The organism is Pseudomonas sp. GW823-FHT03E05 (assembly GCF_058796855.1).
This window is the reverse complement of the sequence record NZ_JBXAJB010000002.1, coordinates 845,230-865,729: the sequence shown is the minus strand read 5'-3', so window position 1 is coordinate 865,729 and position 20,500 is coordinate 845,230. Positions and strand designations below refer to the sequence as shown.

Here is a 20,500-nt window from a genome sequence, read left to right as displayed (position 1 = left end):
CCAACCGGGCGGGCCTGCATTGCAGGCCCGTTTTGCTTTGTGGGGAAAATTAATCAGAACGCCACGGAGGTCTGCACATAGAGCGTGCGGGGCTCGCCTACGTACTTGCCCTTGTTGTTGTCGTCGAAGGAACGGGTGAAGTACTGGTGGTTGAAGATGTTCTTCACCCCCACCGCCACGTTCAGGTCCGACAGTTGCGGGCCGAAGTCATACCCGGCGCGGGTGCTGAACAGCATGTAGCCGGGGATGCGCCCGGTGCTGCCATCGGCGCTTTCGGCACGGGTGTTGGCATTGTCGGCAAACTGGCTGCTCTGGTAGCTGCTGTCGAGGTTGAGCTTCCACGGGCCTTCGGTGTAGCTCACCCCCAGGGTGCCCTTGTGCTTGGAAGAGAAGGGCACGCGGTTGCCCTTGTTCGGGCCGTCTTCACGAATGGTGGCATCGACATAGGCGTAGGTGGCGTAGACATCGAAGCCCGCCAGCGCCGGGGCCAGGCCATCCAGGGCGTAGCTGACGCTGCTCTCGATACCCTGGTGGCGAGTCTCGCCCCGGGCGATCACCGTGTCGTTGGTCTGGTTGCTGTCGTACTGGTTGTCGAAGTTGATCAGGAAAGCGCCGATCTCCGCCCGCAGGGTGCCGTCGTCATAGCGGGTGCCCAGTTCCCAGGTGCGGGCTTTCTCCGGCTTGACCTCGCCACTGGCCACGCGGTTGGGCATCTGGCTGTATTGCACGCTGCCGAAGGAGCCTTCGGTGTTGGCGTAGAGGTTCCAGCTCTCGTTGAGGTGATACATCACATTCAGCGCCGGCAGCGCGGTGTTGTAGTCGCCCTTGTATTTGACGTGGGTGAGGTTGTTGCTCTGCTGCGACTCGATCATCTCGTAGCGGATGCCCGGGGTCAGGGTCCACTTGCCGATATCGATCCGGTCGTCGACGAAGAAAGCGTGAGCCTCGGTGCCGCCACGAGTGTCCCGGTCGTTGCGACTGTTGGTGGTGGGCAGTTGCTGATTGGCGGTCAACGGCGTGCGATAGCGCAGTTCATGACCGGCTTCGTTGATGTAGCGGTAACCGACGCCCACTTCGTGGCTGCTGTCCCCCAGGTCGAAGCCTTGGGCGAAACGGGTTTCCAGGCCGCGTACCCAGTATTCGCGAGGCGACAGGGAGAGGAAGCTGCCCTGGTCCAGGTAACCGCTGCGCAGGGTCTTGGTGAAGAAGCTGTTGACGGTGAATTCGCGGCGGTCTTCCTGGTAGCGGTAGCCGACGTTGAACATCGTGCGCCGGCCCCAGAACTTGTCGTAGGGGCGGGTCGACTGGTACGGGTCGGCCTTGTAGTCCGCCACGTTCAGGCCGCCGGGCATGTCCGCCTCACCTTCGTAGTACTGGGCCATGGCATTGAAACTGTTGGCTTCATCGAGCTGGTACTTGCCCTTGAGGATCAGGTCGTCGATCTGCGTGTCGCTGTGTTCGCGCCAGTCGCCGCCGCGGGTGCCGGAGTACAGCAGGGCGCCGCCCAGGCCGTTGTCGGCGGTGCCACCGGCCAGCAGGTTGCCGGTGGTCTTGAAACCGTCATGGCTGGAGGAGGGGCTGGTTTCGGTCTGGAAGCCGCCCTTGACCGTCGGCGCGTCGGGAATTGCCCGGGTCACGAAGTTGACGATGCCGCCGACGTTCTGCGGGCCATAGCGCACCGCGCCACCACCGCGCACCACGTCCACGGCATCCATGTTGCCCATGCTGATGGGGGCAAACGACAGTTGCGGCTGACCGTAGGGGGCGAAGGGTACCGGGATGCCGTCCATCAGCACCGTGGAGCGCGAGGCCAGGCGCGGATTGAGGCCGCGGATGCCGAAGTTCAGCGCCATGTCGTGGCTGCCGGTGCCGTTGTTGTCCGGTGCGTTGACCCCGGGAATCCGATTGAGCACGTCCCGCGCCTGGGTGGCGCCCTGGCGTTCGAACTCCTCGCGACGGATCACGTCCCGGGCCCCTGGGTGCTCGAACACATCGCTTTGCTGGGCATCGCCGAGCCAGTCGCCGACCACGCTGGAGGCGCCCAGGTGCAGCGGCTGCGCAGCGGCCTCGGGGTTGGCCGGTTGCAGGCTGAAGGCATTGTTGCCCTCGGCCCGGGCTTGCAGGCCGGTGCCTTGCAGCAGAACGTTCAGGCCTTCCTGCGGGCTGTACTGGCCTTGCAGGCCACGGCTTTGCACGCCACTGGTGACGTGTGAGCCGAAAGAGATCAGCACCCCGGCTTGCCGGCCGAACTGGTTCAGGGCGTTTTCCAGCGAGGTCGGGGCGATGTGATAACTCTGGGCCTGGGCCTCGGCGGCCTGGACCAGGGGCAGGCTGGCCAGGCTCAGGCTGGCCCCCAGGAGCAAGTGGCGCAGGGTACGGGCCAGAGGCGTGAGGCAGGTGGGTTGCTCGGTCATGAAGGTGGGTCCTGAGAAGGGGGAATCAAGGTGGCTTTCCTTCTCTGTCACTTGAACCTGGGGAAACGGCTCATGGGCGGTGGTTTTTTTTCGGTGCCGGGGCGGGCGGCGATTGGTTTGCGGGGGCTTGGGTGCGGCCCGGGTCAAGGGCGCGTCCCCTGCGGAGCCGGTTGCAGCCCGCGGCAGCGGCGACAGAGTGCCGTCAGGCGCGGGCCTGGACGGTGACCCAATAGCGGGTGAAGCGACGTACCTTGACCGGCAGGCTGATCTCCAGCAGGTCGAGAATCCGCTCGCTGTCATCCAGGGGGTAGCTGCCGGAAATCAGCAGGTCCGCCACCTGTGCATCACAGTTGAGCTGGCCGCGGCGGTAGCGCCCCAGTTCGTCGAGAAAGTCCGCCAGGCGCATGTGCGCTGCCACCAGCATGCCTTCGCTCCAGGCGCCGCTGCCGGCATCCAGGGCCCGGGGAGCTTGCCAGCTGTTGCCGGTGAAATTCAGTTGCTGCCCGGCCGCCACCTGGGGCGGGGTTGTGGCGTAGTCCAGGGGCGTCACGCCGACGGTTCCGGAGAACACCGCCAGTTGGGTGTAGTCCTTGAATTGGCGCAGGTTCAGCCGCGCGCCTTGCGGGCTTACCTGCCCTTGTGCGGTCTGCACCCGCAGCGGCCGGGCATCCTGGGCACTGGTGAGCATGATCTCGCCCTCCAGCAGGCGGATCAGCCGTTGCTGGCCATCAAAGCGCACATCCACCGCGCTGCTGGTATTGAGCTGCAATTGGCTGCCGTCGCTCAGTTGCAGTTTGCGCCGCTGCCCCAGGGGGCTGCGGTAATCCGCCAGCAGTGGCGGCAGCGGGTTGTGTTCGCGCAGGCCCCAGGCGGCGGCCGAGCCGGCGCCGAGAATCAGCAGCAGCTTCAGTGCCTGGCGCCGGCTGGCGGATTTCGGCGCGTTCAGGGCGGCGTGGGCCAGGGGCGAAGACAGGCCACGCAGGCGCTGGTTGACGCGCTGGATATGCTCCCAGGCCCGCTGATGTTCGCTGTGGGCATCGTGCCATTGCTGCCAGGCCTGTTGCTGGCGCGCGCTCAAGGGCCCGCCCTGCATTTCGATCAGCCAGTGCACGGCCTGTTCGGCCACCTGGTTGCTGAAATCGGGCTGGCCATTGAGGTGTGGGTTCATCGAGGCACTCACAGGGCGAAGTAGCAGCGCATCGCCGCTTTGTTCAGGTGGCGTTTGACCGTGGCGATGGAGATATTCAGCTCCCGGGCGATTTCGCCGTAGGTCAGGCCGTCCAGCTGGCACAGCAGAAAGGCTCGCTTGACCGGCCGCGGCAGGCCGTCGAGCAGGCTGTCCAGATCCATCAGGGTTTGCAGGATGATGGCCCGCTCTTCCTCGGAGGGCGCCACCTGTTCAGGCATCTGCGCCAGGGTTTCCTGATAGGCCCGCTCCAGGTCCTGGCGCCGGTAGTGGTTGAACAGCACGCGCTTGGCGATGGTGGTGAGAAACGCCCGGGGCTCGATCAGGGCCGGTGTTTCCCGGGCGCTGAGTACCCGGATGAAGGTGTCCTGGGCCAGGTCTGCGGCGCTGTGGGGGCAGCCGAGCCGGCGCCGCAACCAGGTGTTCAACCAGCTGTGATGGGCCTGGTAGAGGCCTTCGACGGTAGCGGTGTGGGACAAACCGGACGCTCCTGCACCGAGATGGCGCATAAGAGAACAAGAATTGTTCGCATTGTAGTGGGGCGACATGGCATTCGGCAATCAGGTCGGACCGACGGGTTTGCATCGGGTTCGTCGCTGCTTTTTGCATATGAGAATATTTATCATTAAACTTGCCCGCCTACTTCCCCCGGCCGCCTGTGTGCTGTGCCGGACCTCCCCTCGCGTCAAGGTCGAAACATGAAAAGCAAGGCTGGCGGTCTTTCCGCTTCCTATCGTCTGGCGGTGGCTTCGCGGGTATTCGCCGCGGTGCTGGGGGGCTATCTGCTGGCGGCGCTGGGCAGTGTCTGCCTGACCTTGCTGCTGCCCCTGCCCAGGGCCGATGCGGTGGTCAGCGGAATGGTGACGTCCTTCCTGTTCTATCTGGTGGCAGTGCTCTGGTGCTTTGCCTGTCGCAGTGCCTGGCAGGCCTGGCTGGGCCTGTTGCTGCCGAGCCTGGTGCTGGCGCTGGTCGCCGGCAGCGCCTACTGGGTGGCCCTGCTATGAAGGAAGGATTTCGCCAGTCCATGGCCTGGCTGCACACCTGGAGCGGGCTGCTGTTCGGCTGGTTGCTGTTTGCGATCTTCCTCACCGGGACCCTGTCCTACTTCAAGGATGAGATCACCCACTGGATGCAGCCGGAGGCGCCGGCCCGGGTCCTGAACGCCGATGCCAGCCTGGGGCTGGCCCAACGCTACCTGGAACGCCATGCCCAGGGCGCGCAACGCTGGTTCATCGGCCTGCCCGATGCCCGCCAGCCGAGCCTGTCGGTGGGCTGGCAGGCGCCCGGCAAACCCGGCGAGCGCGGTGCCTTCACCGAGAAACTGCTGGACCCGGCCACCGGCAGCGAAGTGCAGGTGCGCGACACCCGCGGCGGCGAGTTCTTCTACCGCTTCCACTTCCAGCTGCAGATGCCCTATCCCTGGGGCCGCTGGCTGTCGACGATGGCAGCCATGGTGATGTTCGTGGCGCTGATCAGCGGCATCATCACCCACAAGAAAATCTTCAAGGACTTCTTCACCTTCCGCCCGCGCAAGGGCCAGCGCACCTGGCTCGACGGGCACAACGCGGTGGGCGTGCTGGTGCTGCCGTTTCACCTGATGATCACCTACAGCAGCCTGGTGATCTTCATGTACATGGTCATGCCGGCGAGCATCCTGGTGGCCTACAAAGGGGATTCCGATGCCTTCTTCGAGGACTTGCGGCCCGCTGCTGCCGCTGCCTCGGCCGCCGGGCAGAGTGCCCCGCTGGCCCCCCTCGAACCCATGCTGAAGCAGGCCCGGGAACGTTGGTCGGGCGGCCATGCGCAGCGCCTGGTAGTCAGTTACCCGGGGGACCTGAATGCCTCGGTGCAGGTGTTTCGCCATGAAGCCGACCGGGTGGCCCGGGATTTCGGCAGTCAAGTGGCGTTCAACGGCGTGACCGGCCAGCCGTTGCAGGCCTCTGCCGAGCAATCCCTGCCGCTGGCCATCGGCGGCAGCTTCTATGGCTTGCACATGGGTCGCTTCGCCGGGCCGGTGTTGCGCTGGCTGTACTTCCTCTGTGGGCTGGCCAGCACCGCGATGATCGGCACCGGGCTGGTGATCTGGCTGGGCAAGCGCCAGCTCAAGCATGCCAAGAGTGCCGCCCAGCCTTTCGAACTGCGCCTGGTGGAAGTGTTGAACATCGCCAGCATGGCTGGGCTGCTGCTGGCGGTGGTGGCGTTCTTCTGGGCCAACCGCCTGTTGCCCGCAGGCTTCGCCGAACGTGCCGACTGGGAGGTCAACAGCTTCTTCTGGGCCTGGGGCCTGAGCCTGTTGCACGCCTGCGTCCGCCCTGGCCGTCGCGCCTGGGTTGAACAACTGGGCCTTGGCGCCTTGCTGTTCGCCGGGGTGCCGGTACTCAGCGTGCTCACCAGTCCGAGCCTGATGGATGGCTTCATGGTCCGGGGCGACTGGGCCATGGCGAGCTTCGACCTGGCGTGCCTGGGCAGTGGCCTGTTCCTGGCCTGGGCGGCGCGCAAGCTGCATCGCGCGGGGGCCGCCGCCACAGCCACGCCCCGGGTGCCCCGGCAACGCCCGCCGGCTCCTGAAACCGAGGTGAATTGAATGCTCCTGGTGCTGTTGCTCTGTTATGCCGGCTTTACCGGCCTGTGCCTGTCCCTGGACCGGCATCACGGCGAGCTGCTCGGGCACAAGCCTTCGGCCCTGCGCCGCCACGGCCTGCGTCTGGGCGGCTGGATGCTGCTGGGCCTGTCGCTGGCAGCAGCAGTGCAGGGCACCGGCTGGAGCCTGGGGCTGGTGCAGTGGTGCGCGGTGCTGATGTTCAGCGCCTTGCTGCTGGTGCTGCTGTTGCCCTATCGGCCGCGCCTGGTGCTGACGATGGCGGGGGCCAGCCTGCTGGCCAGCCCGGTCGCGGCCCTGGCCCACTTCTGAGCGGACCGACGATGATGAGCACCCTGCCACCGGAGCCTGCCGAGGGGGATCACCCTGATCCGCAGGGCAGCCGTGCGCATTTTCTCCAGGTGTTCCTGTCCCAGCGTTCGCAGATGGAGGCCCTGGTCAGCCGCCGGGTCGGTTGCCGGGCTACCGCCGCCGACCTGGTGCAGGACCTGTTCCTGCGCTTCTGGCGCCGGCCCCTGGTGCAGGTCGAGGAACTCAGCACCTACTTGCTGCGTTGCGCCGGCAATATCGCCATCGACCACCTGCGCAGCGAGGGCGCACGAGTGCGGGTCAATGAAGGCTGGCTGCCAGAGCAGCAGGACAACCAGGGCAGCGAGCCCCAGGCGGCGCTGGAAGCCGGCAACGACCTGCGGCATGTCGAAGCGGCCCTGCGCAGCCTGCCGCAGCGCACCCGGCAGATCTTCCTGCTCAACCGCATCCACGGGCGCAAGTACGCCGAGATCGCCAAGGCCATGGGCTTGTCCCAAAGCGCCGTGGAAAAACATATGATGCGCGCCCTCGAAGCCTGCAAGGCCAGCCTGCGGGAAGCCCCGGGCACGCGCACGCCAAGGAATGCACCGTGAACCACCGCACGAGTATCTGCCCGACGCCCGCTCAGGAGCAGGCCGCGCTGGCCTGGCTGAGCCTGCTCCACGATCAGCCCAGCAGTGGCGACCAGGCCACCTTCAGCCAGTGGTTGCAGGCCGACCCCGCGCATATCGAGGCCTATGCCCAGGCCCAGGTGGTGTGGGAGCTGAGCGAGCAGCCGGCGCGCACCCTGGCCGATGAAGACGCCTTTGCCCTGCACGGCCTGCTGCGTTCCATGGATGCTGCCAGGGGCCGGGCCCGGCGGCGCTGGTCGGCGGGGCTGGCGCTGGCCGCCAGTGTATTGCTGGCGGTGGCCCTGGGCGCCGGCTGGCAGCCCGGGCGCTGGGTCGATGACCTGGGGGCCGACTACGTTTCCGCGCCGGGCCAGGTGCGCACCCTGATCCTGGCCGACCAGAGCCAGGTGACCCTGGATGCCGACAGCGCCATTGCCGTGGATTTCAGCCGCGGCGAGCGGCATGTGCAGCTGCGTCGCGGCGCCGGTTTCTTCAGCGTCAGCCACACCGGCGAGCCCTTTGTGGTGGACGCGCAAGAGGGGGAGGCGCGGGTGCTGGGCACCCAGTTCGAAGTGCGCCTGCAGCCGGGCGGGGCCCAGGTCACGGTGCTGTCCGGCCGGGTGGGGGTCACGCCGGCCAAGGGCGCGGCGCAGCAGGTGCTCGGCGCCGGGCAGCAAGTGGCCTACGGACATGGCGTTGCGGCCCCGCTACACGCTGTCGACAGTGAGGCGCAACTGGCCTGGCGCCAGGGCTGGCTGAACTATTACCACGCGCCTCTGGCCGAGGTGGTGGACGACCTGCGGCGCTATTTCCCCGGGCGTATCCTGCTGCTCAACGATGAACTGGCGGCGCGGCGCATCAGTGGCAGTTTCTCCAGCAAGGACCCGCAGGCGGTCCTCGATTCACTGCAGGCGGTGCTCGGCTTCCAGCAGCATCGGGTGCTCGGGAGGTTCATCGTCCTGCGCTGAGAACCGCGTCCCAGAGCTCCCGAACATTCATCGTTATCACTCCGTTCTGTCACCAAACCGTTACATCAGACGGGGATGATCTGCGCATTCCTGAGCACATGGTCAGGATCGGCGAGGGTTGTGATTCAGCTCTCACAAGGGAGGGATGGCTGAAGCGGGAGCAAGACGATGCGCAGCTGGGATGTAGCTAAAAAGAAAAAAGCTCATATCGAGATCATTCCGATGATCGATGTGATGATGTTTCTGCTGGTGTTCTTCGTACTCATCAGCCTCAACGTGATCCCGGCCGTAGGGATCAAGACGCAGTTGCCGGTCGCCAGTACCGCGCAACAGTTGAAGCCGCAAAACAAGGCAGTGATTACCCTGGGTCTGCAAGAGCGCCTGCAACTCGATGGCCAGGACCTGGATGAAAGTGCATTGCTGGCGCAACTCAAAGTGTTGAACGACAGCAGTGAAAAGTTGGTGATCATTATCAACAGCGATCAGGGCGTGGAAGTTAAACGCCTGGTTTCGGTGATGGACTTGCTCAAGGGCAATGGCTTCTCTTCCGTCTCCATCGCTACACGCAAGTCCTGACGCCATGTTCAGTCTCTATAGAACTCGCAAGTTGCTTGCGTGCCTGCTGCCGGCTGGCCTGTTGCTGCTGGTGATCTATACCAGCCAGTTGCAGCAGTTGCAGATCAAGCCGGTGTATGACGAAAGCACCGTGGAAATCGCCCTGGTCGATGCCGCCGAACTGCTGGCGGCGGCCGAGCCACCACCGCCACCGCCTGAGCCGTTGCCCATCGAGCCCGAGCCGCCGCAGGTGGTGCCGGAGGAAGAACCGCTGGTGATCGAGCCGCCGAAACCCAAGCCGGTGGTCAAGCCCAAGCCGCCGGTGCCCAAGCCCATGGTGGCCAAGCCTGCGCCACCCAAGCCGGCCCCGGCCGTGGTCCAGAACGCCCCCACCGCGCCGCAGCCCGCAGTGGCCGCCGCGCCGAAACCGGTGGCCGCACCGGCTCCCGTACCTGCTCCGGCCACCGCGCCCGCGGCGCCCAGCAGTGCAATCAAGGAAAGTCTGTACACCGCCGCTTTGCGCAAGGAACTGGAAAAGCACAAGCAATACCCCAGCGGCCGCGAGGCCTCGCTGCAACGTCCCCAGGGCGATGTGGTGATCTGGCTGGAAGTCGATCGGGCCGGCAACGTGCTCGACAGTGGCATCGAAAACAAGGCGCCGAACATGTTGCTCAATCGCGCGGCGCAAACCAGTTTGCGCCGCGTGGAGAAAGTTTCGCCGTTTCCCTCGGACGCGTTCTCCGGCAAGAACAAGCAACGTTTTACCGCGACCTTTAGTTACAACGTGGAATAAACCCATCACCTATTAACGAAAGTTGTAAGCAAGGGATTGACCCGTGAAGATCAATAAACTTTATGCCCTGCTTCTGGCATCGGGCCTGGGCAGTTTTGCGCCACTGGTTTTGGCCGACGATACCGTGGACGTAGGTTCGGTGAACGTTGCCGGTAAGCAGACCCTGGGCAACGGCCACATGATCAAGGAAGAAAGCGCCAAGGGCCGCTCCACCGTGACCAAGGAGGCCATGGATCAGATGGCCCCCACCGCCAACGCCGTGGACAAGCTCAAGTACACCCCGGGGATCAACGTTTCCAGCACCGACGCCTCGGGCCTGAGCGGCACCAACTTCACCATGCGCGGGATGAACTCCGACCAGGTCGGGCTCTCCGCCGACGGTTTCCCGATCAACGACTCGGGGGACTACAGCATCTACCCGAACCTGATGGGCGACCCGGAGAACTTCAGTGAAGTCTTCGTCACCCAGGGTTCGTCCGAAGCCGACGGCCCGCACATCGGTTCCAGCGGTGGCAACATCGGCCTGGTGACTGTGCGCCCGACCAAGGATTTCGGGGTGTTCGTCAAGCAGTCTGTGGGTTCCAACAACCTGCGCAAATCCTTTGCCCGCCTCAACACCGGCGAGCTTGGGGGCTTCAAGACCTGGGTCTCGGCGTCCCATACCGAAGGTGACAAGTGGAAGGGCAAGGGCACCCTGCGGGCCGACAAGATCGAGTGGAACACCCTGTTCGAAGACGGCAACGGCAACTCCACCAACGCCATCGTCAAATACAACCTGCAGGAAAACTACAACTACAACAGCGTCAGCAAGTCCCAGTTCCAGACCCAGGGCCGGCGCCTGGACTACTCGGAAAGCACCGTGTTCAAGAACGGCAGCGTGTCCCAGTCCTACAAGCTCAACCGCAACCCCTTCGAAAGCGTGACCGCTTCGGTGACCCAGCGCTTCCAGCTGCGCGACGACCTGAGCCTGACCTTCAACCCGTACTACGTCTGGTCCAACGGCGGCAGCTTCAGCGGCCAGACCGCCACCACCTTGTCCAGCACCTCCAGCCGGGCCGGCAACTATGACCTGAGCGGGCTGCCCAGCGGCACCTACTACCGGCCTTCGTGGACCGAGACCTGGCGCCCCGGCATGACCACCAAGCTCAAGTGGGACCTCAACGAAGAGCACAGCCTGGACGTCGGCTACTGGTACGAGCGCGCCCGCCAGCGCCAGACCCAGCCCTTCATCGGCATCAAGGGCAACGGCGCTCCGGAAAACGTCTGGGGCGACTACAACGGCTCCGACCAACTGGTGGACCGCAATGGCGCGACGGTCCAGGGCCGCCACCAGTACACCGTGACCCCGGCGCAGAAACTCTGGGTGCAGGACACCTGGCAGGCGACCCCGGACCTGACCCTTACCGGGGCCCTGGCCTACCAGTACGTGGAGCGTGATGGCAACAACCTGGGCAGCCTCACCGACAAGCCGGAAAAACGCGACGCCAAGTACCACGAGTTCCTGCCCAGCTTCAACGCCAAGTACCAGGTGGACCCGAACAACCAGGCGTTCTACAACGTCACCCGCAACATGCGCACGCCGCCCAACTACGTGCTCTACAACAAGGGTGATTCCATCAGCCTGAAACCCGAGCTGAGCTGGAACCAGGAACTGGGCTGGCGCTACAGCGAGGAGAACATGGCCCTGAGCGCGACCCTGTTCTACATCACCTTCAAGGACCGGCAGATCTCCACCACCGACCTCAATGGCGACTACGTCGTGGCCAACGTCGGCGAAGTGAAGAACCGTGGCCTGGAGCTGGAGTGGAGCGGCCGCTTGCCACACAACTTCAACTACTACGCCTCGTACACCTACACCAAGTCCGAGCAGATGGATGACCTGACCAACAAGAACGTGCTGCTGCCGACGTCCGGCAAACAGCTGACCAACGTTCCGGAAAACATGTTCAACCTGAGCCTGGGCTACGACGATTCGCTCTACTACGGCAACGTGGTGGGCAAGTACGTCGGCGCCTTCTACGGCGACCTGACCAACGACGAGAAGATCTCCGGACGCACCGTGTTCGACCTCAATGCCGGTATCCACCTGCCGGTGGACAAGAAGGTGCTGAAGTCCGCGACCCTGCGCTTCTCGATGCTCAACGTGTTCGACAAGGAATACCTGGCGTCGGTACGCACCGTGTCTTTCAACTCGGTAAGGACCAATGGCCTGGCGCCAAGCACCGCCTATTACAACGTGGGTGAAGAACGCACCGCGATGGTCTCCCTGGAAGCTGCGTTCTGATTCGATTCAGGCACAAGAGGAAATGACGATGGACATGAATCTGCTGCACGACATCACCTTCTACACCATGTACGGCGCTGCCGCGATTGCCGCCTTCATCGCGGTGGAGCGGGGCATCTACTTCAGCTTCAGCCTGCGCCAGGCGAAGAAACTGGAGACCGTGCTCAACCCGAAGATGCACAGCGTCGACGATCTGCCGGCCCCGCTACGCGAGCGCAACAGCCTGCCCCTGGAAATGGTCGCCGAGCTGTTTGCCCACAAGCAGGGGCTGGCCAGCCACAAGGACCTGGAAGACCTCAGCGAGTCGATCTACATCGCCACCCGCAGCAAGCTGATGCATGGCCTGTGGCTGCTGGAAACCGTGGTTACCGCTGCGCCCTTGCTGGGCCTCTTGGGCACCATCCTGGGGATCATCGACACCTTCAAGGCCCTGGCCGAGACCGGCGTCAGCGACCCGGGCGAAGTGTCCAAGGGTATCGGCACCGCGCTGTATGCCACGGCCCTGGGGATCGCCATTGCCCTGGGCAGCATGATCTTCCACAACCACTTCCAGGACCGGGTCGAGCGCATCACCGACCACCTGAAGATCCTGCTGCTGCGCGCCGGTATGGGCACCGCGCTGAAGGCCCCGCCGGCACCCCAGGTGGTCCACGGCAGCCTGCAACCTGCCTGATGACCTGACCTGTAGCCGCTGCCGCGGGCACGGGTTGCGATCGACGGCGAAGCCGGCGCTGTTCCCAGCGCTGTTCTCTGCCTGATCGGCCTGCGCCAGCGGCTTTTTTTTCGCTGATCTACCAAGGATTTCTTTCATGTCCCGTCTTCGTCCCATGCCCCGGATGCTGGGGGCACTGACCCTGGCCCTGGTCACCCTGGCCGGTTGCAGCTCGCTGTCTGAACCGCCGCAACCGGTGGCGGTGAACATCGTCGCCATCAATGATCTGCACGGCTACCTGCAAGCCAACCCCTTCAGCTACAAGGACCCCCAGGCCCCGGGCGGCGTGCGCAAGCTTGCGGCCGGCGGCATCGCTACCCTGGGCGGCATGCTTGCCCAACTGCGCCAGCAGGACCCGCAACTGCTGTTCATCGGCGCCGGCGACCTGGTGGGCGGCAGCCCGCCGCTGTCGGCCATGTGGGCCGACGAACCGACCCTGGACGCCCTGCGCCAGATGGGCATGAAACTCAGCGCCATCGGCAATCACGAACTGGACAACGGCAAGGCCGAGTTCCTGCGCCAGCTCAATGGCGGCTGCCAGTCGTCGCGGCCGGACAAGGCCTGCCAGTTCCGCCCGAACTACCCCGGCAGCGGCTTCCCCTACCTGGCGGCCAACCTGCTGGACAGCGACACCGGCAAGCCGTTGCTGCCGGCCTACCGCATCGAAGAGGTGCGCGGGGTCAAGGTGGCCTTTGTCGGTGCGGTGCTGCGGGACGTGGCCTCGGTGGTCAGCGCCAAGGGCATGCGCGGTTTGCAGGTGGCCGACGAAGCCGAATCCATCAACAAGCTGATCCCCGAACTCAATGCCCAGGGTGTCAACGCCATCGTCGCCGTGGTGCACCAGGGCGGCTCGACCCCGGAGCCGTTCGACAAGCAGGACTGCTCGCAGCTCGGCGGCGATATCGTCGACGTGGCCAAGCGCCTGGACCCGGCGGTGGACGTGCTGATCAGCGCCCACTCGCACCAGGGCTACCTGTGCAAGGTCGGGCCGCTGCTGGTGACCCAGGGCAATTCCTACGGCCACCTGCTGACTCACCTGACCCTGCAAGTGACCCCGGGCCAGCACCGGGTGGCGAGCATCCAGGCCCTCAACCTGCTGGCCGATCCGGCCCGTTATCCACAGGACCCGGCCCTGGCGCAGTTGCAACAGGAGGTCGAGGCCCGTAGCAACCAGGTGCTGCTCAAGCCGGTGGGGGCGATTGCCGCCTCGCCGATTGCCCGGCGTGCCGACGCGGCCGGGGAAATGCCCATCGGTGACCTGATTGCCGACGCGCATCTGGCCGGCGGCCGGGCCAACGGCGCACAGATCGCCTTCATGAACACCGGCGGCATTCGCAGCGACCTGGCCCTGGAGCCCGGGCAGACCCGGGTCAACTACGGGCAACTGGCGACCTTGCAGCCGTTCAACAACAACCTGATCGCTTTCGACCTCACGGGCCGGCAGATCGAACAGGTGCTCAACCAGCAATGGAAGGGCGCGGACGATGCCAACATCCTGCAAGTGTCCCGGGGCTTCACCTATCGCTGGGACCCCAAGCGCCCGCCGGACAGCCGTGTCGTCCCCGGCAGCGTGCGCCTCAACGGCAAGCCGCTGCAGGCCGGCGCGAACTACCGGCTGGTGATGAACGGCTTCCTGGCCGATGGCGGCGACCGCTTCAGCCTGTTCAAGAGCGGCCTGAACCGCAGCGACCTGGGGGTCAGCGACCTGGAGGCGATGCTGCACTACCTCAAGGACATGGACCAGCAGGGCAAGCCCGTGGGCTCCAGCACCAGTGCCGGGCGCATCCAGCGATCCCTGTAACGAGCGCTGTAGCCGCTGCCGAGCCTGCGAGGCTGCGAAAAGGTCCGCAGGACCTTGCTTGACGGTCTCCCGTCAAACCTCCTGCGGCCTCACGAGCGCCTCGATCTTCGTCGGAGTGCCGCCCAGCCCGATCGCAGCCTGCGGCACTGGCTACAGGGGATGCATCGGGCGGGGGCGTTTTCGCCGCCCTGAAAATATTTTCAAAAAAATGCTGAGGTCTTTGCCTGCGACATACGTGTAGTGCTTGAAAGTGCGACTAATTCGCATTCACGGTGCTTTTACACACGAGTCTCCAGCATGAAGTCCAGGGCAAATTCGGCGGTAAACGGTTCGGTCAAACGGTGGTTCGGCGCTTCGGCGCTGGTGGTTTCGGGGTTGGCCCTGCTGCCCCTGAGCGTGGCATTGGCGGCCCAGGCCGGCAGCGAGCAGCACAGTGCGCTGTTCAACTTCGCCATCGCGGCCAAGCCGCTACCCCAGGCCCTGAGCGATTTCACCCGGGTCACCGGGATCAGCGTGGTCTACACCGACGAGGCGCCCTACAACCTCAAGGCCCCGGCCGTCACCGGCCAGCTCAGTGCCGAGCAGGCCTTGCAGCGTCTCTTGGGCAATTCCGGTTTCACCTATCGCCGCAGCGACGCCCATACCCTGGTTCTCGAACCCCTGCCCCAAGGTGCCGGGCTGAACCTGGGGACTTCCAGCATCACCACCCAGGGCGTCGATGAAAGCACCAGCTACCAGCCGCCGGCCACCACCTCGGTGGCCCGCTCCCAGGCGCTGAACCAGGAAATCCCGCAGATCATCAACGTGATCCCGGCCCAGGTGCTGCGCGACCAGACCCCGCGCAACCTGGATGACGCCCTGAAGAACGTCAGTGGCATCACCCAGACCAACACCCTGGGCGGCACTCAGGACGCGGTGCTGCTGCGCGGCTTCGGCGACAACCGCAACGGCTCGATCATGCGCGACAGCATGCCGGTGGTGCAGGGCCGTGCCCTGAACGCCACGGCCGAGCGCGTGGAAGTGATCAAGGGCCCGTCGTCCCTGCTCTATGGCATCCAGGACCCGGGCGGGGTGATCAATATCGTCAGCAAGAAACCCGAGTTGCAGCAGTCCACGGCCCTGACCGTGCGCGGCTCGACCTACGGCTCGGGCAAGAACGGCAGCGGCGGCAGCCTGGACACCACCGGGCCGCTGGGGGATTCCGGGCTGGCCTACCGGCTGGTCGTGGACCACGAAGACGAAGACTACTGGCGCAACTTCGGCACCCACCGCGAATCCCTGGTGGCGCCGTCCCTGGCCTGGTACGGCGAGCGCACCAAGGTGCTGCTGGCCTATGAGCATCGCGAATTCCTGACCCCGTTCGACCGCGGCACGGCCATCGACCCCAAGACCAACCACCCGCTGGACATCCCGGCCACCCGGCGCCTGGACGAGCCGTTCAACAACATGGAAGGGCGTTCGGACCTGTATCGTTTCGAGGTCGATCACGAGCTCAGCGACGACTGGAAGGCCCACTTCGGCTACAGCTGGAACCGTGAAACCTACGACGCCAGCCAGGTGCGCCTGACCGCGGTGAACGCCAACGGCACCCTGACCCGGACCATGGACGGCACCAAGAATGCCCTGACCACCGACCGCTATGCCACCGTCAGCCTGGAAGGCAAGGTGCAACTGGGCGGCATGCAGCATGACCTGGTGTTCGGCCTGGACGACGAGTACCGCAAGATCTACCGCGCCGACCTGATCCGCGGCAAGAACACCAGTTTCAACTACCTCAACCCGGTGTATGGCCAGCAAGTGGCGGGAACCAACGTCAGCGCCCCGGACAGCGACCAGACCGACCTGCTGCGCAGTGACTCGCTGTTCTTCCAGGATGCCATCCACCTCACCGACCAGTGGATCCTGGTGGGCGGCGGGCGTTTCCAGGAATACGACCAGTACGCGGGCAAGGGCCGGCCGTTCCACGCCAATACCGACAGCAACGGGCAGAAGTTCGTGCCCCGCGCCGGCCTGGTGTACCGCTACACCGACCAGCTGTCGTTCTACGGCAGCTACACCGAGTCGTTCAAACCCAACTCCAGCATTGCCCAGCTGGCCGGCGGCAGCGTGGTGCTGGACGGCTCCATCGCACCGGAAGAAGCCAAGTCCTGGGAACTGGGGGCCAAGCTCGACATTCCAGGGCGCATCACCGCCAGTGCGGCGTTGTTCGACATCACCAAGCGCAACGTGCTGGTGACCACCGCCACGGCCTCCGAGACTGTCACCAGCGTGGCCGGTGAAGTGCATTCCCAGGGCCTGGAGTTGGACCTGACCGGGCAGCTCACCGACCAGTGGAGTCTGATCGGCAGCTACGCCTACACCGACGCCGAAGTGACCAAGGACACCCAGTACAAGGGCAAGCAACTGCAGAACGTGGCCAAGAACACCGGCTCGCTGTCGGCGGTCTACGACTTCGGCAGCCTGATCGGCGGCGACCGCCTGCGGGTCGGCGCCGGTGCCCGTTATGTCGGTGAGCGCGCCGGGGATGCGCCCAACAGCTTCGACCTGCCGGGCTACACCGTGGCCGATGCCTTCGCCACCTACGACACCAAGGTCGAAGGGCAGAAGGTCAAGTTTCAGCTCAACGTGAAGAACCTGTTCGACAAGACCTACTACACCTCCTCGGTGAGCAAGTACTTCGTGTCTCTGGGGGATGCTCGCCAAGTGTCGCTCTCCAGCACCCTGGAGTTCTGATGAAAGTCCTGGCCCTGAGTGTGCTCCTGGCGTTCTGTGGCGTGGCCCAGGCGGCTGCGCCGGCGGATGAGCGCCTGTACCACCGCGAACAGCAAGTGCAGCTGCCGGGCTCCGGCAGCAGTTGGGGCTTCATCGCCCTGGACCCGACCCGGCCCTACCTGTTCCTGGCCCGTCGGGAAAACGGCCTGAGCGTGTTCGATGTGGACAAGCAGCGCCCGGTGCGCACCCTCGAACAGTCCCGGGGCGCCAATGGTGTGGTGTTGGTACCGGAGCTGGACCGCCTGCTGGTGCTCAACACCGACGGCAGCCTGGGGGTGGTGGAGTTATCCACATTCAAGCCGCTCAAGCGCATCACCGTGACCCAGAGCAACCTCAACAGCGCGGTGTACGAGCCGCGCACCGGGCAGGTGATCATTGTCAGCGGGCGCCGGGCCGATCGTTCGACCCTGTTCGTCTTCGATCCCAAAGAAGAGCGCATCACCGCCGCCCATGAGCTGGCGGTGAAGAAGATCGACCCGTTGCTGCTCAAGGGCGATGGCAGTTTCTTCCTGCCGATGCGCGATGAGGGCATCGTCGCGCGGTTGTCCTCCAGCAGTTTCAAGGTCCTGGACCGCTGGCAGTATCCCGACTGTCCGCGGCCCAGTGCCCTGGCCCAGGATGAACAACGGGGGCGGTTGTTCGTCGCTTGCCGTGGTGAGCGGCCAGTGCTGCTGGTGCTCGACCGCGACAACGGTGCGCTGAAGGCCAGCCTGCCGATCACCCGGGACGTCAACGCCCTGGCCTACGACCCGCAGGCCCAGCGCTTGCTGATCGCCAGCGGGGTGGACGCCAACCTCAGCGTTGTCGCCCAGCTCGATGCCGACCGCTACCAGCTCCTGGGTAGCGTCAGCACCCAGCCCATGGCCTACAACATGGCGTTCGACCCGCGTACCCGGCGGGTCTACCTGGCGGCAATGGACTTCACCCAACCGGCGGCGAGCCCGGCCGAACCCAAGCCGGACCCGCTGTTTCATGCCAATACCTTCAAGGTCCTCACCCTGGCACCCTAGTCGGCGTCAAGTGCCAGGGCCTGCGCTTGCGCTGCACAGTCAGCGCCGGCGGTCAGGCCCTGGGCCCGAACGGCCAGCAACTCTTGCCGGGCGACGGCGAAATCGGCCTGGAAGGTCGGGTCGGCGTGCAAGCGTGCCACGGTGGTCGCGCCTATTTCACGGCCTTCACGGATATCGCTGTACCAGTGCACGTTGCACACCATGCGGCTTTGCGAGTAGGCCCGGCCGCGGGCCCAGAGCGCATTGCCGTGCTCGGGGGACAGTTCGCTCAGCAACAGCGCCCAGGCCCAGCCGATTGCGCTGTGGCCCGATGGGTAGGAACCATCTGCGGCCAGTTTCGCCTCGTCTTCCGGGGTGCAGCTGGGTTGCTGGTTGTAGACGAAGGGCCGGGTGCGCTGGTAGCGCTTCTTTGCGCTGTAGGTGGCCAGCCCGGCGTCGGCCAGGGTCCGCCGCAGGACTCTGTACAGCGTAGGTGTCAGCTGTTCGCTGATCGGGGCATTCAGGGCACAGGAGAATGTCTGCGCGGCGGCAGGGAACTTCAGGTTGGCATCGCTGACGGCCAACTCCCAGCGTTTGCTGCCCCGCAAGGCCTGGTTTTTCTCGGCCATGCTCTGGTCCAGAGCGAAGGCTGGGGTCCCCACCGCAGGAGGGGGCGGCAACAGCGACAGACTGTCGGGCAGATCCTGCTGTTTCAGATAACCGATCAAGTAACCCGGTCGGAACTCCGGGACACTTTGCGCTTGCAGGGGCTGTTTCGCCGCGACCGGGTTGAACAGGCTTAAAAACAACAGGCTGGCCAAACTTTTCGATAATAGACGTTGCATGGAGATAGTACCTCTAGGCATTTGATCCGTTACATCGGTTCTGGTGGTCTGCTTACTTGATATTCCAGGTGTAGTTGAACATCAGTCGCGTATCATCAGTGTCGCGAATGAAGTTCTTGGCGTAGTTGGAGCGATAGAGCGCACTGCGCAGGCGTACACTTAAGTTCTTCAGCGGGCCTTGTTGCACGACATAACGCAATTCATTATCCAGCTCCCATGACTTGCCAATTCTTTGGCTGCCGGTTATCTCGGCATGGCTGCCGGATATATAGCGGCTATTGATAGTCAGGCCCGGCAAGCCCAGGTTGGCAAAGTCATAGCCATAACGAAGTGCCCAGGAGCGCTCCTTGGCATTGGCGAAGTCACCCAGTACGGATAAGTTGATCAAGTTGGCATCGGTACCCAGGATGTTGGCATAACCGGTGTCCCCCAACATTCGCTGATAAGTCAGGCCAAGGCTGTGGCCTTTATAGGCATAGCCGAGCAACCCCTGCAGGGCGCGGTTGTCGATCTTGCCGCCTTTGGCATTGCCATAGTCGTTCATCAGGCTCAAGCGCAGATCGCTGCTGAACGTCCCCGCTCCCCAGGGGCTCTTGTTGACCAGGGTGAAGACCTGCTGGCGGTAGATATCCTGCAGCTGGGCGACATGCACGCGAGCCAGCCATTGCTTGTGGAACCGATAGTCGAGGCCCGCCATGTCGAAGTGTTCCGCGGTGGCCCCCAGCTTCTCGAAGCGCCGGTTCAAGGGGCTCAGGGTCAGCGGTGTGTACTGCGTGGCGTTGCGCTGCAGGACCCGGCTCAGACGCCCGGCGGTAAACTCCAGGTCTTCGATTTCATTGGAGGTCAGCAGCCCGCCTTCGAACATCTGCGCAAACAGGCGGCCGTCATTGGGTCTCAGTGTCGGCAGTACCGGCGGTACCAGGGTTCCGAACTTGAACAGGGTCTTGCTGGTCTTGAGCTTGCCGGCCAGGGCCAGTTTCGAATAGTCATCCTCTGCCCGGCCATTGCGTGCCACCTTCAACAGCCCGGTGCCGGTCCGGCCAGGAGCGGAATCCAGCTTGATCCCGAGCATGCCGATGGCGTCGGCACCGACGCCGAGGCGGCCTTCGGTGAACCCCGAATCCAGGTGCAAGAGGAAACCTTGCGCCCATTCTTCACGGGTAGGGGCAGTGCCTTCGCGGTAGTCCCGATTGAAGTAGTAGTTGCGCAGTTCCAGGCGTGCGCTGCTGTCCTCGAGCAGTTCGGCTTTTACCGGAATGGCCAGTATCGAGGCACACAGCAGGGGCGAGTGTCTGACCCATTGCCGTGGCAAACTTTGTGAAAGCATTTCATCGTCCTCTGTTTTTGTTGTTTTGGAGTAAGGCGATTAACGGCTGAGTTGTTGCAGGTTTGTTCAAGGATTCAATGGTTGAAGGTTGGATTGCCTCAGGGGTGTGGTGAAAGTTGTGTATCAATTGTTGTGGGCAAAAATCTGCCGAGTACTTCAGGTAATTGGCTCCTGTAAGGGGGGGGGTTTTATGGAATGCCTGGCACTCAAGGTCCGAAGACTAAGTTGAAACTGGGCTTAAACAATAACCATCAGCTCCATGAATGAAGTGGTAAATAAAATATTAAAATAATTACCTGATTATGTTCTTGAGTGTCATATAAGAACTTGCCGGG

17 protein-coding genes are annotated in these 20,500 nt (G+C 64.1%); 12 read left to right on the top strand and 5 right to left on the bottom strand.

Going from position 1 to position 20,500, the window contains the following annotated elements; genetic code table 11:
- Positions 1-53: 53 nt before the first annotated feature.
- The 3 genes from fecA to AC1RCO_RS11665 form a co-directional block, all read right to left on the bottom strand.
- Positions 54-2,414 carry a TonB-dependent Fe(3+) dicitrate receptor FecA gene (gene fecA / locus AC1RCO_RS11675; protein ID WP_492617719.1) on the bottom strand — a complete coding sequence of 787 codons (2,361 nt, stop codon included), beginning with the start codon at positions 2,412-2,414 and terminating at the stop codon, positions 54-56.
- A 202-nt stretch (positions 2,415-2,616) separates the two neighbouring features.
- Complete coding sequence (locus AC1RCO_RS11670; protein WP_053156423.1) at positions 2,617-3,582, bottom strand: FecR domain-containing protein; 966 nt, start codon at positions 3,580-3,582, stop codon at positions 2,617-2,619.
- Between the two features lie 8 nt (positions 3,583-3,590).
- Positions 3,591-4,079, bottom strand: a complete 489-nt coding sequence (locus tag AC1RCO_RS11665) for a sigma-70 family RNA polymerase sigma factor (protein ID WP_019093370.1) — start codon at positions 4,077-4,079, stop codon at positions 3,591-3,593.
- A gap of 219 nt (positions 4,080-4,298) precedes the next feature.
- Here AC1RCO_RS11665 and AC1RCO_RS11660 point away from each other — a divergent pair, with 219 nt between their 5' ends.
- From AC1RCO_RS11660 to AC1RCO_RS11605, 12 genes are all read left to right on the top strand, one after another.
- Positions 4,299-4,604 carry a DUF3649 domain-containing protein gene (locus AC1RCO_RS11660; protein ID WP_011059339.1) on the top strand — a complete coding sequence of 102 codons (306 nt, stop codon included), beginning with the start codon at positions 4,299-4,301 and terminating at the stop codon, positions 4,602-4,604.
- Positions 4,601-6,184 (top strand): PepSY-associated TM helix domain-containing protein, encoded by a 1,584-nt coding sequence (locus tag AC1RCO_RS11655; RefSeq protein ID WP_492617718.1) that lies wholly within the window; start codon positions 4,601-4,603, stop codon positions 6,182-6,184. The genes AC1RCO_RS11660 and AC1RCO_RS11655 overlap by 4 nt, the downstream gene beginning before the upstream one ends.
- On the top strand, positions 6,185-6,511 hold the full coding sequence (locus tag AC1RCO_RS11650) for a DUF3325 domain-containing protein (RefSeq protein ID WP_047283981.1): 327 nt from the start codon (positions 6,185-6,187) through the stop codon (positions 6,509-6,511).
- Between the two features lie 11 nt (positions 6,512-6,522).
- Positions 6,523-7,101: an RNA polymerase sigma factor gene (locus AC1RCO_RS11645; RefSeq protein WP_011059342.1), complete on the top strand. Its 579-nt coding sequence runs from the start codon at positions 6,523-6,525 to the stop codon at positions 7,099-7,101.
- On the top strand, positions 7,098-8,087 hold the full coding sequence (locus AC1RCO_RS11640) for a FecR family protein (protein WP_015634214.1): 990 nt from the start codon (positions 7,098-7,100) through the stop codon (positions 8,085-8,087). The genes AC1RCO_RS11645 and AC1RCO_RS11640 overlap by 4 nt, the downstream gene beginning before the upstream one ends.
- A gap of 168 nt (positions 8,088-8,255) precedes the next feature.
- Entirely contained in the window at positions 8,256-8,663 is a 408-nt protein-coding gene (locus tag AC1RCO_RS11635) for an ExbD/TolR family protein (RefSeq protein ID WP_011059344.1), read from the top strand.
- Positions 8,664-8,667: 4 nt separating this feature from the next.
- A complete protein-coding gene (locus tag AC1RCO_RS11630) occupies positions 8,668-9,435 on the top strand; it encodes an energy transducer TonB family protein (protein WP_492617717.1) in 768 nt (255 codons plus the stop codon).
- Between the two features lie 43 nt (positions 9,436-9,478).
- On the top strand, positions 9,479-11,719 hold the full coding sequence (locus tag AC1RCO_RS11625) for a TonB-dependent receptor family protein (RefSeq protein WP_019093373.1): 2,241 nt from the start codon (positions 9,479-9,481) through the stop codon (positions 11,717-11,719).
- A 28-nt stretch (positions 11,720-11,747) separates the two neighbouring features.
- Entirely contained in the window at positions 11,748-12,392 is a 645-nt protein-coding gene (locus tag AC1RCO_RS11620; protein ID WP_011059347.1) for a MotA/TolQ/ExbB proton channel family protein, read from the top strand.
- Positions 12,393-12,528: 136 nt separating this feature from the next.
- Positions 12,529-14,232, top strand: a complete 1,704-nt coding sequence (locus AC1RCO_RS11615; RefSeq protein WP_492617716.1) for a bifunctional metallophosphatase/5'-nucleotidase — start codon at positions 12,529-12,531, stop codon at positions 14,230-14,232.
- A 297-nt stretch (positions 14,233-14,529) separates the two neighbouring features.
- Positions 14,530-16,965 (top strand): TonB-dependent siderophore receptor, encoded by a 2,436-nt coding sequence (locus AC1RCO_RS11610; RefSeq protein WP_015634217.1) that lies wholly within the window; start codon positions 14,530-14,532, stop codon positions 16,963-16,965.
- On the top strand, positions 16,965-18,014 hold the full coding sequence (locus AC1RCO_RS11605) for a YncE family protein (protein ID WP_492617715.1): 1,050 nt from the start codon (positions 16,965-16,967) through the stop codon (positions 18,012-18,014). The genes AC1RCO_RS11610 and AC1RCO_RS11605 overlap by 1 nt, the downstream gene beginning before the upstream one ends.
- On the opposite strand, the gene AC1RCO_RS11600 is transcribed toward AC1RCO_RS11605, so the two are convergent.
- Both AC1RCO_RS11600 and AC1RCO_RS11595 read right to left on the bottom strand, forming a co-directional pair.
- Positions 18,011-18,838, bottom strand: coding sequence for an acid phosphatase (locus tag AC1RCO_RS11600; protein WP_019093376.1), 828 nt, complete (start codon positions 18,836-18,838; stop codon positions 18,011-18,013). The genes AC1RCO_RS11605 and AC1RCO_RS11600 overlap by 4 nt on opposite strands.
- A gap of 52 nt (positions 18,839-18,890) precedes the next feature.
- Positions 18,891-20,165 (bottom strand): OprD family porin, encoded by a 1,275-nt coding sequence (locus AC1RCO_RS11595; protein ID WP_368995009.1) that lies wholly within the window; start codon positions 20,163-20,165, stop codon positions 18,891-18,893.
- Positions 20,166-20,500 lie beyond the last annotated feature (335 nt).

Excerpts from the sequence above, each read along its gene's own strand:
- AC1RCO_RS11645 (WP_011059342.1), top strand. The coding sequence starts at position 6,523 with ATGATGAGCACCCTGCCACCGGAGCCTGCCGAGGGGGATCACCCTGAT.
- AC1RCO_RS11655 (WP_492617718.1), top strand. The coding sequence starts at position 4,601 with ATGAAGGAAGGATTTCGCCAGTCCATGGCCTGGCTGCACACCTGGAGC.
- AC1RCO_RS11660 (WP_011059339.1), top strand. The coding sequence starts at position 4,299 with ATGAAAAGCAAGGCTGGCGGTCTTTCCGCTTCCTATCGTCTGGCGGTG.
- AC1RCO_RS11600 (WP_019093376.1), bottom strand. The coding sequence starts at position 18,838 with ATGCAACGTCTATTATCGAAAAGTTTGGCCAGCCTGTTGTTTTTAAGC.
- AC1RCO_RS11630 (WP_492617717.1), top strand. The coding sequence starts at position 8,668 with ATGTTCAGTCTCTATAGAACTCGCAAGTTGCTTGCGTGCCTGCTGCCG.
- AC1RCO_RS11605 (WP_492617715.1), top strand. The coding sequence starts at position 16,965 with ATGAAAGTCCTGGCCCTGAGTGTGCTCCTGGCGTTCTGTGGCGTGGCC.
- fecA (WP_492617719.1), bottom strand. The coding sequence starts at position 2,414 with ATGACCGAGCAACCCACCTGCCTCACGCCTCTGGCCCGTACCCTGCGC.
- AC1RCO_RS11595 (WP_368995009.1), bottom strand. The coding sequence starts at position 20,165 with ATGCTTTCACAAAGTTTGCCACGGCAATGGGTCAGACACTCGCCCCTG.
- AC1RCO_RS11620 (WP_011059347.1), top strand. The coding sequence starts at position 11,748 with ATGGACATGAATCTGCTGCACGACATCACCTTCTACACCATGTACGGC.
- AC1RCO_RS11635 (WP_011059344.1), top strand. The coding sequence starts at position 8,256 with ATGCGCAGCTGGGATGTAGCTAAAAAGAAAAAAGCTCATATCGAGATC.
- AC1RCO_RS11650 (WP_047283981.1), top strand. The coding sequence starts at position 6,185 with ATGCTCCTGGTGCTGTTGCTCTGTTATGCCGGCTTTACCGGCCTGTGC.
- AC1RCO_RS11615 (WP_492617716.1), top strand. The coding sequence starts at position 12,529 with ATGTCCCGTCTTCGTCCCATGCCCCGGATGCTGGGGGCACTGACCCTG.
- AC1RCO_RS11610 (WP_015634217.1), top strand. The coding sequence starts at position 14,530 with ATGAAGTCCAGGGCAAATTCGGCGGTAAACGGTTCGGTCAAACGGTGG.
- AC1RCO_RS11670 (WP_053156423.1), bottom strand. The coding sequence starts at position 3,582 with ATGAACCCACACCTCAATGGCCAGCCCGATTTCAGCAACCAGGTGGCC.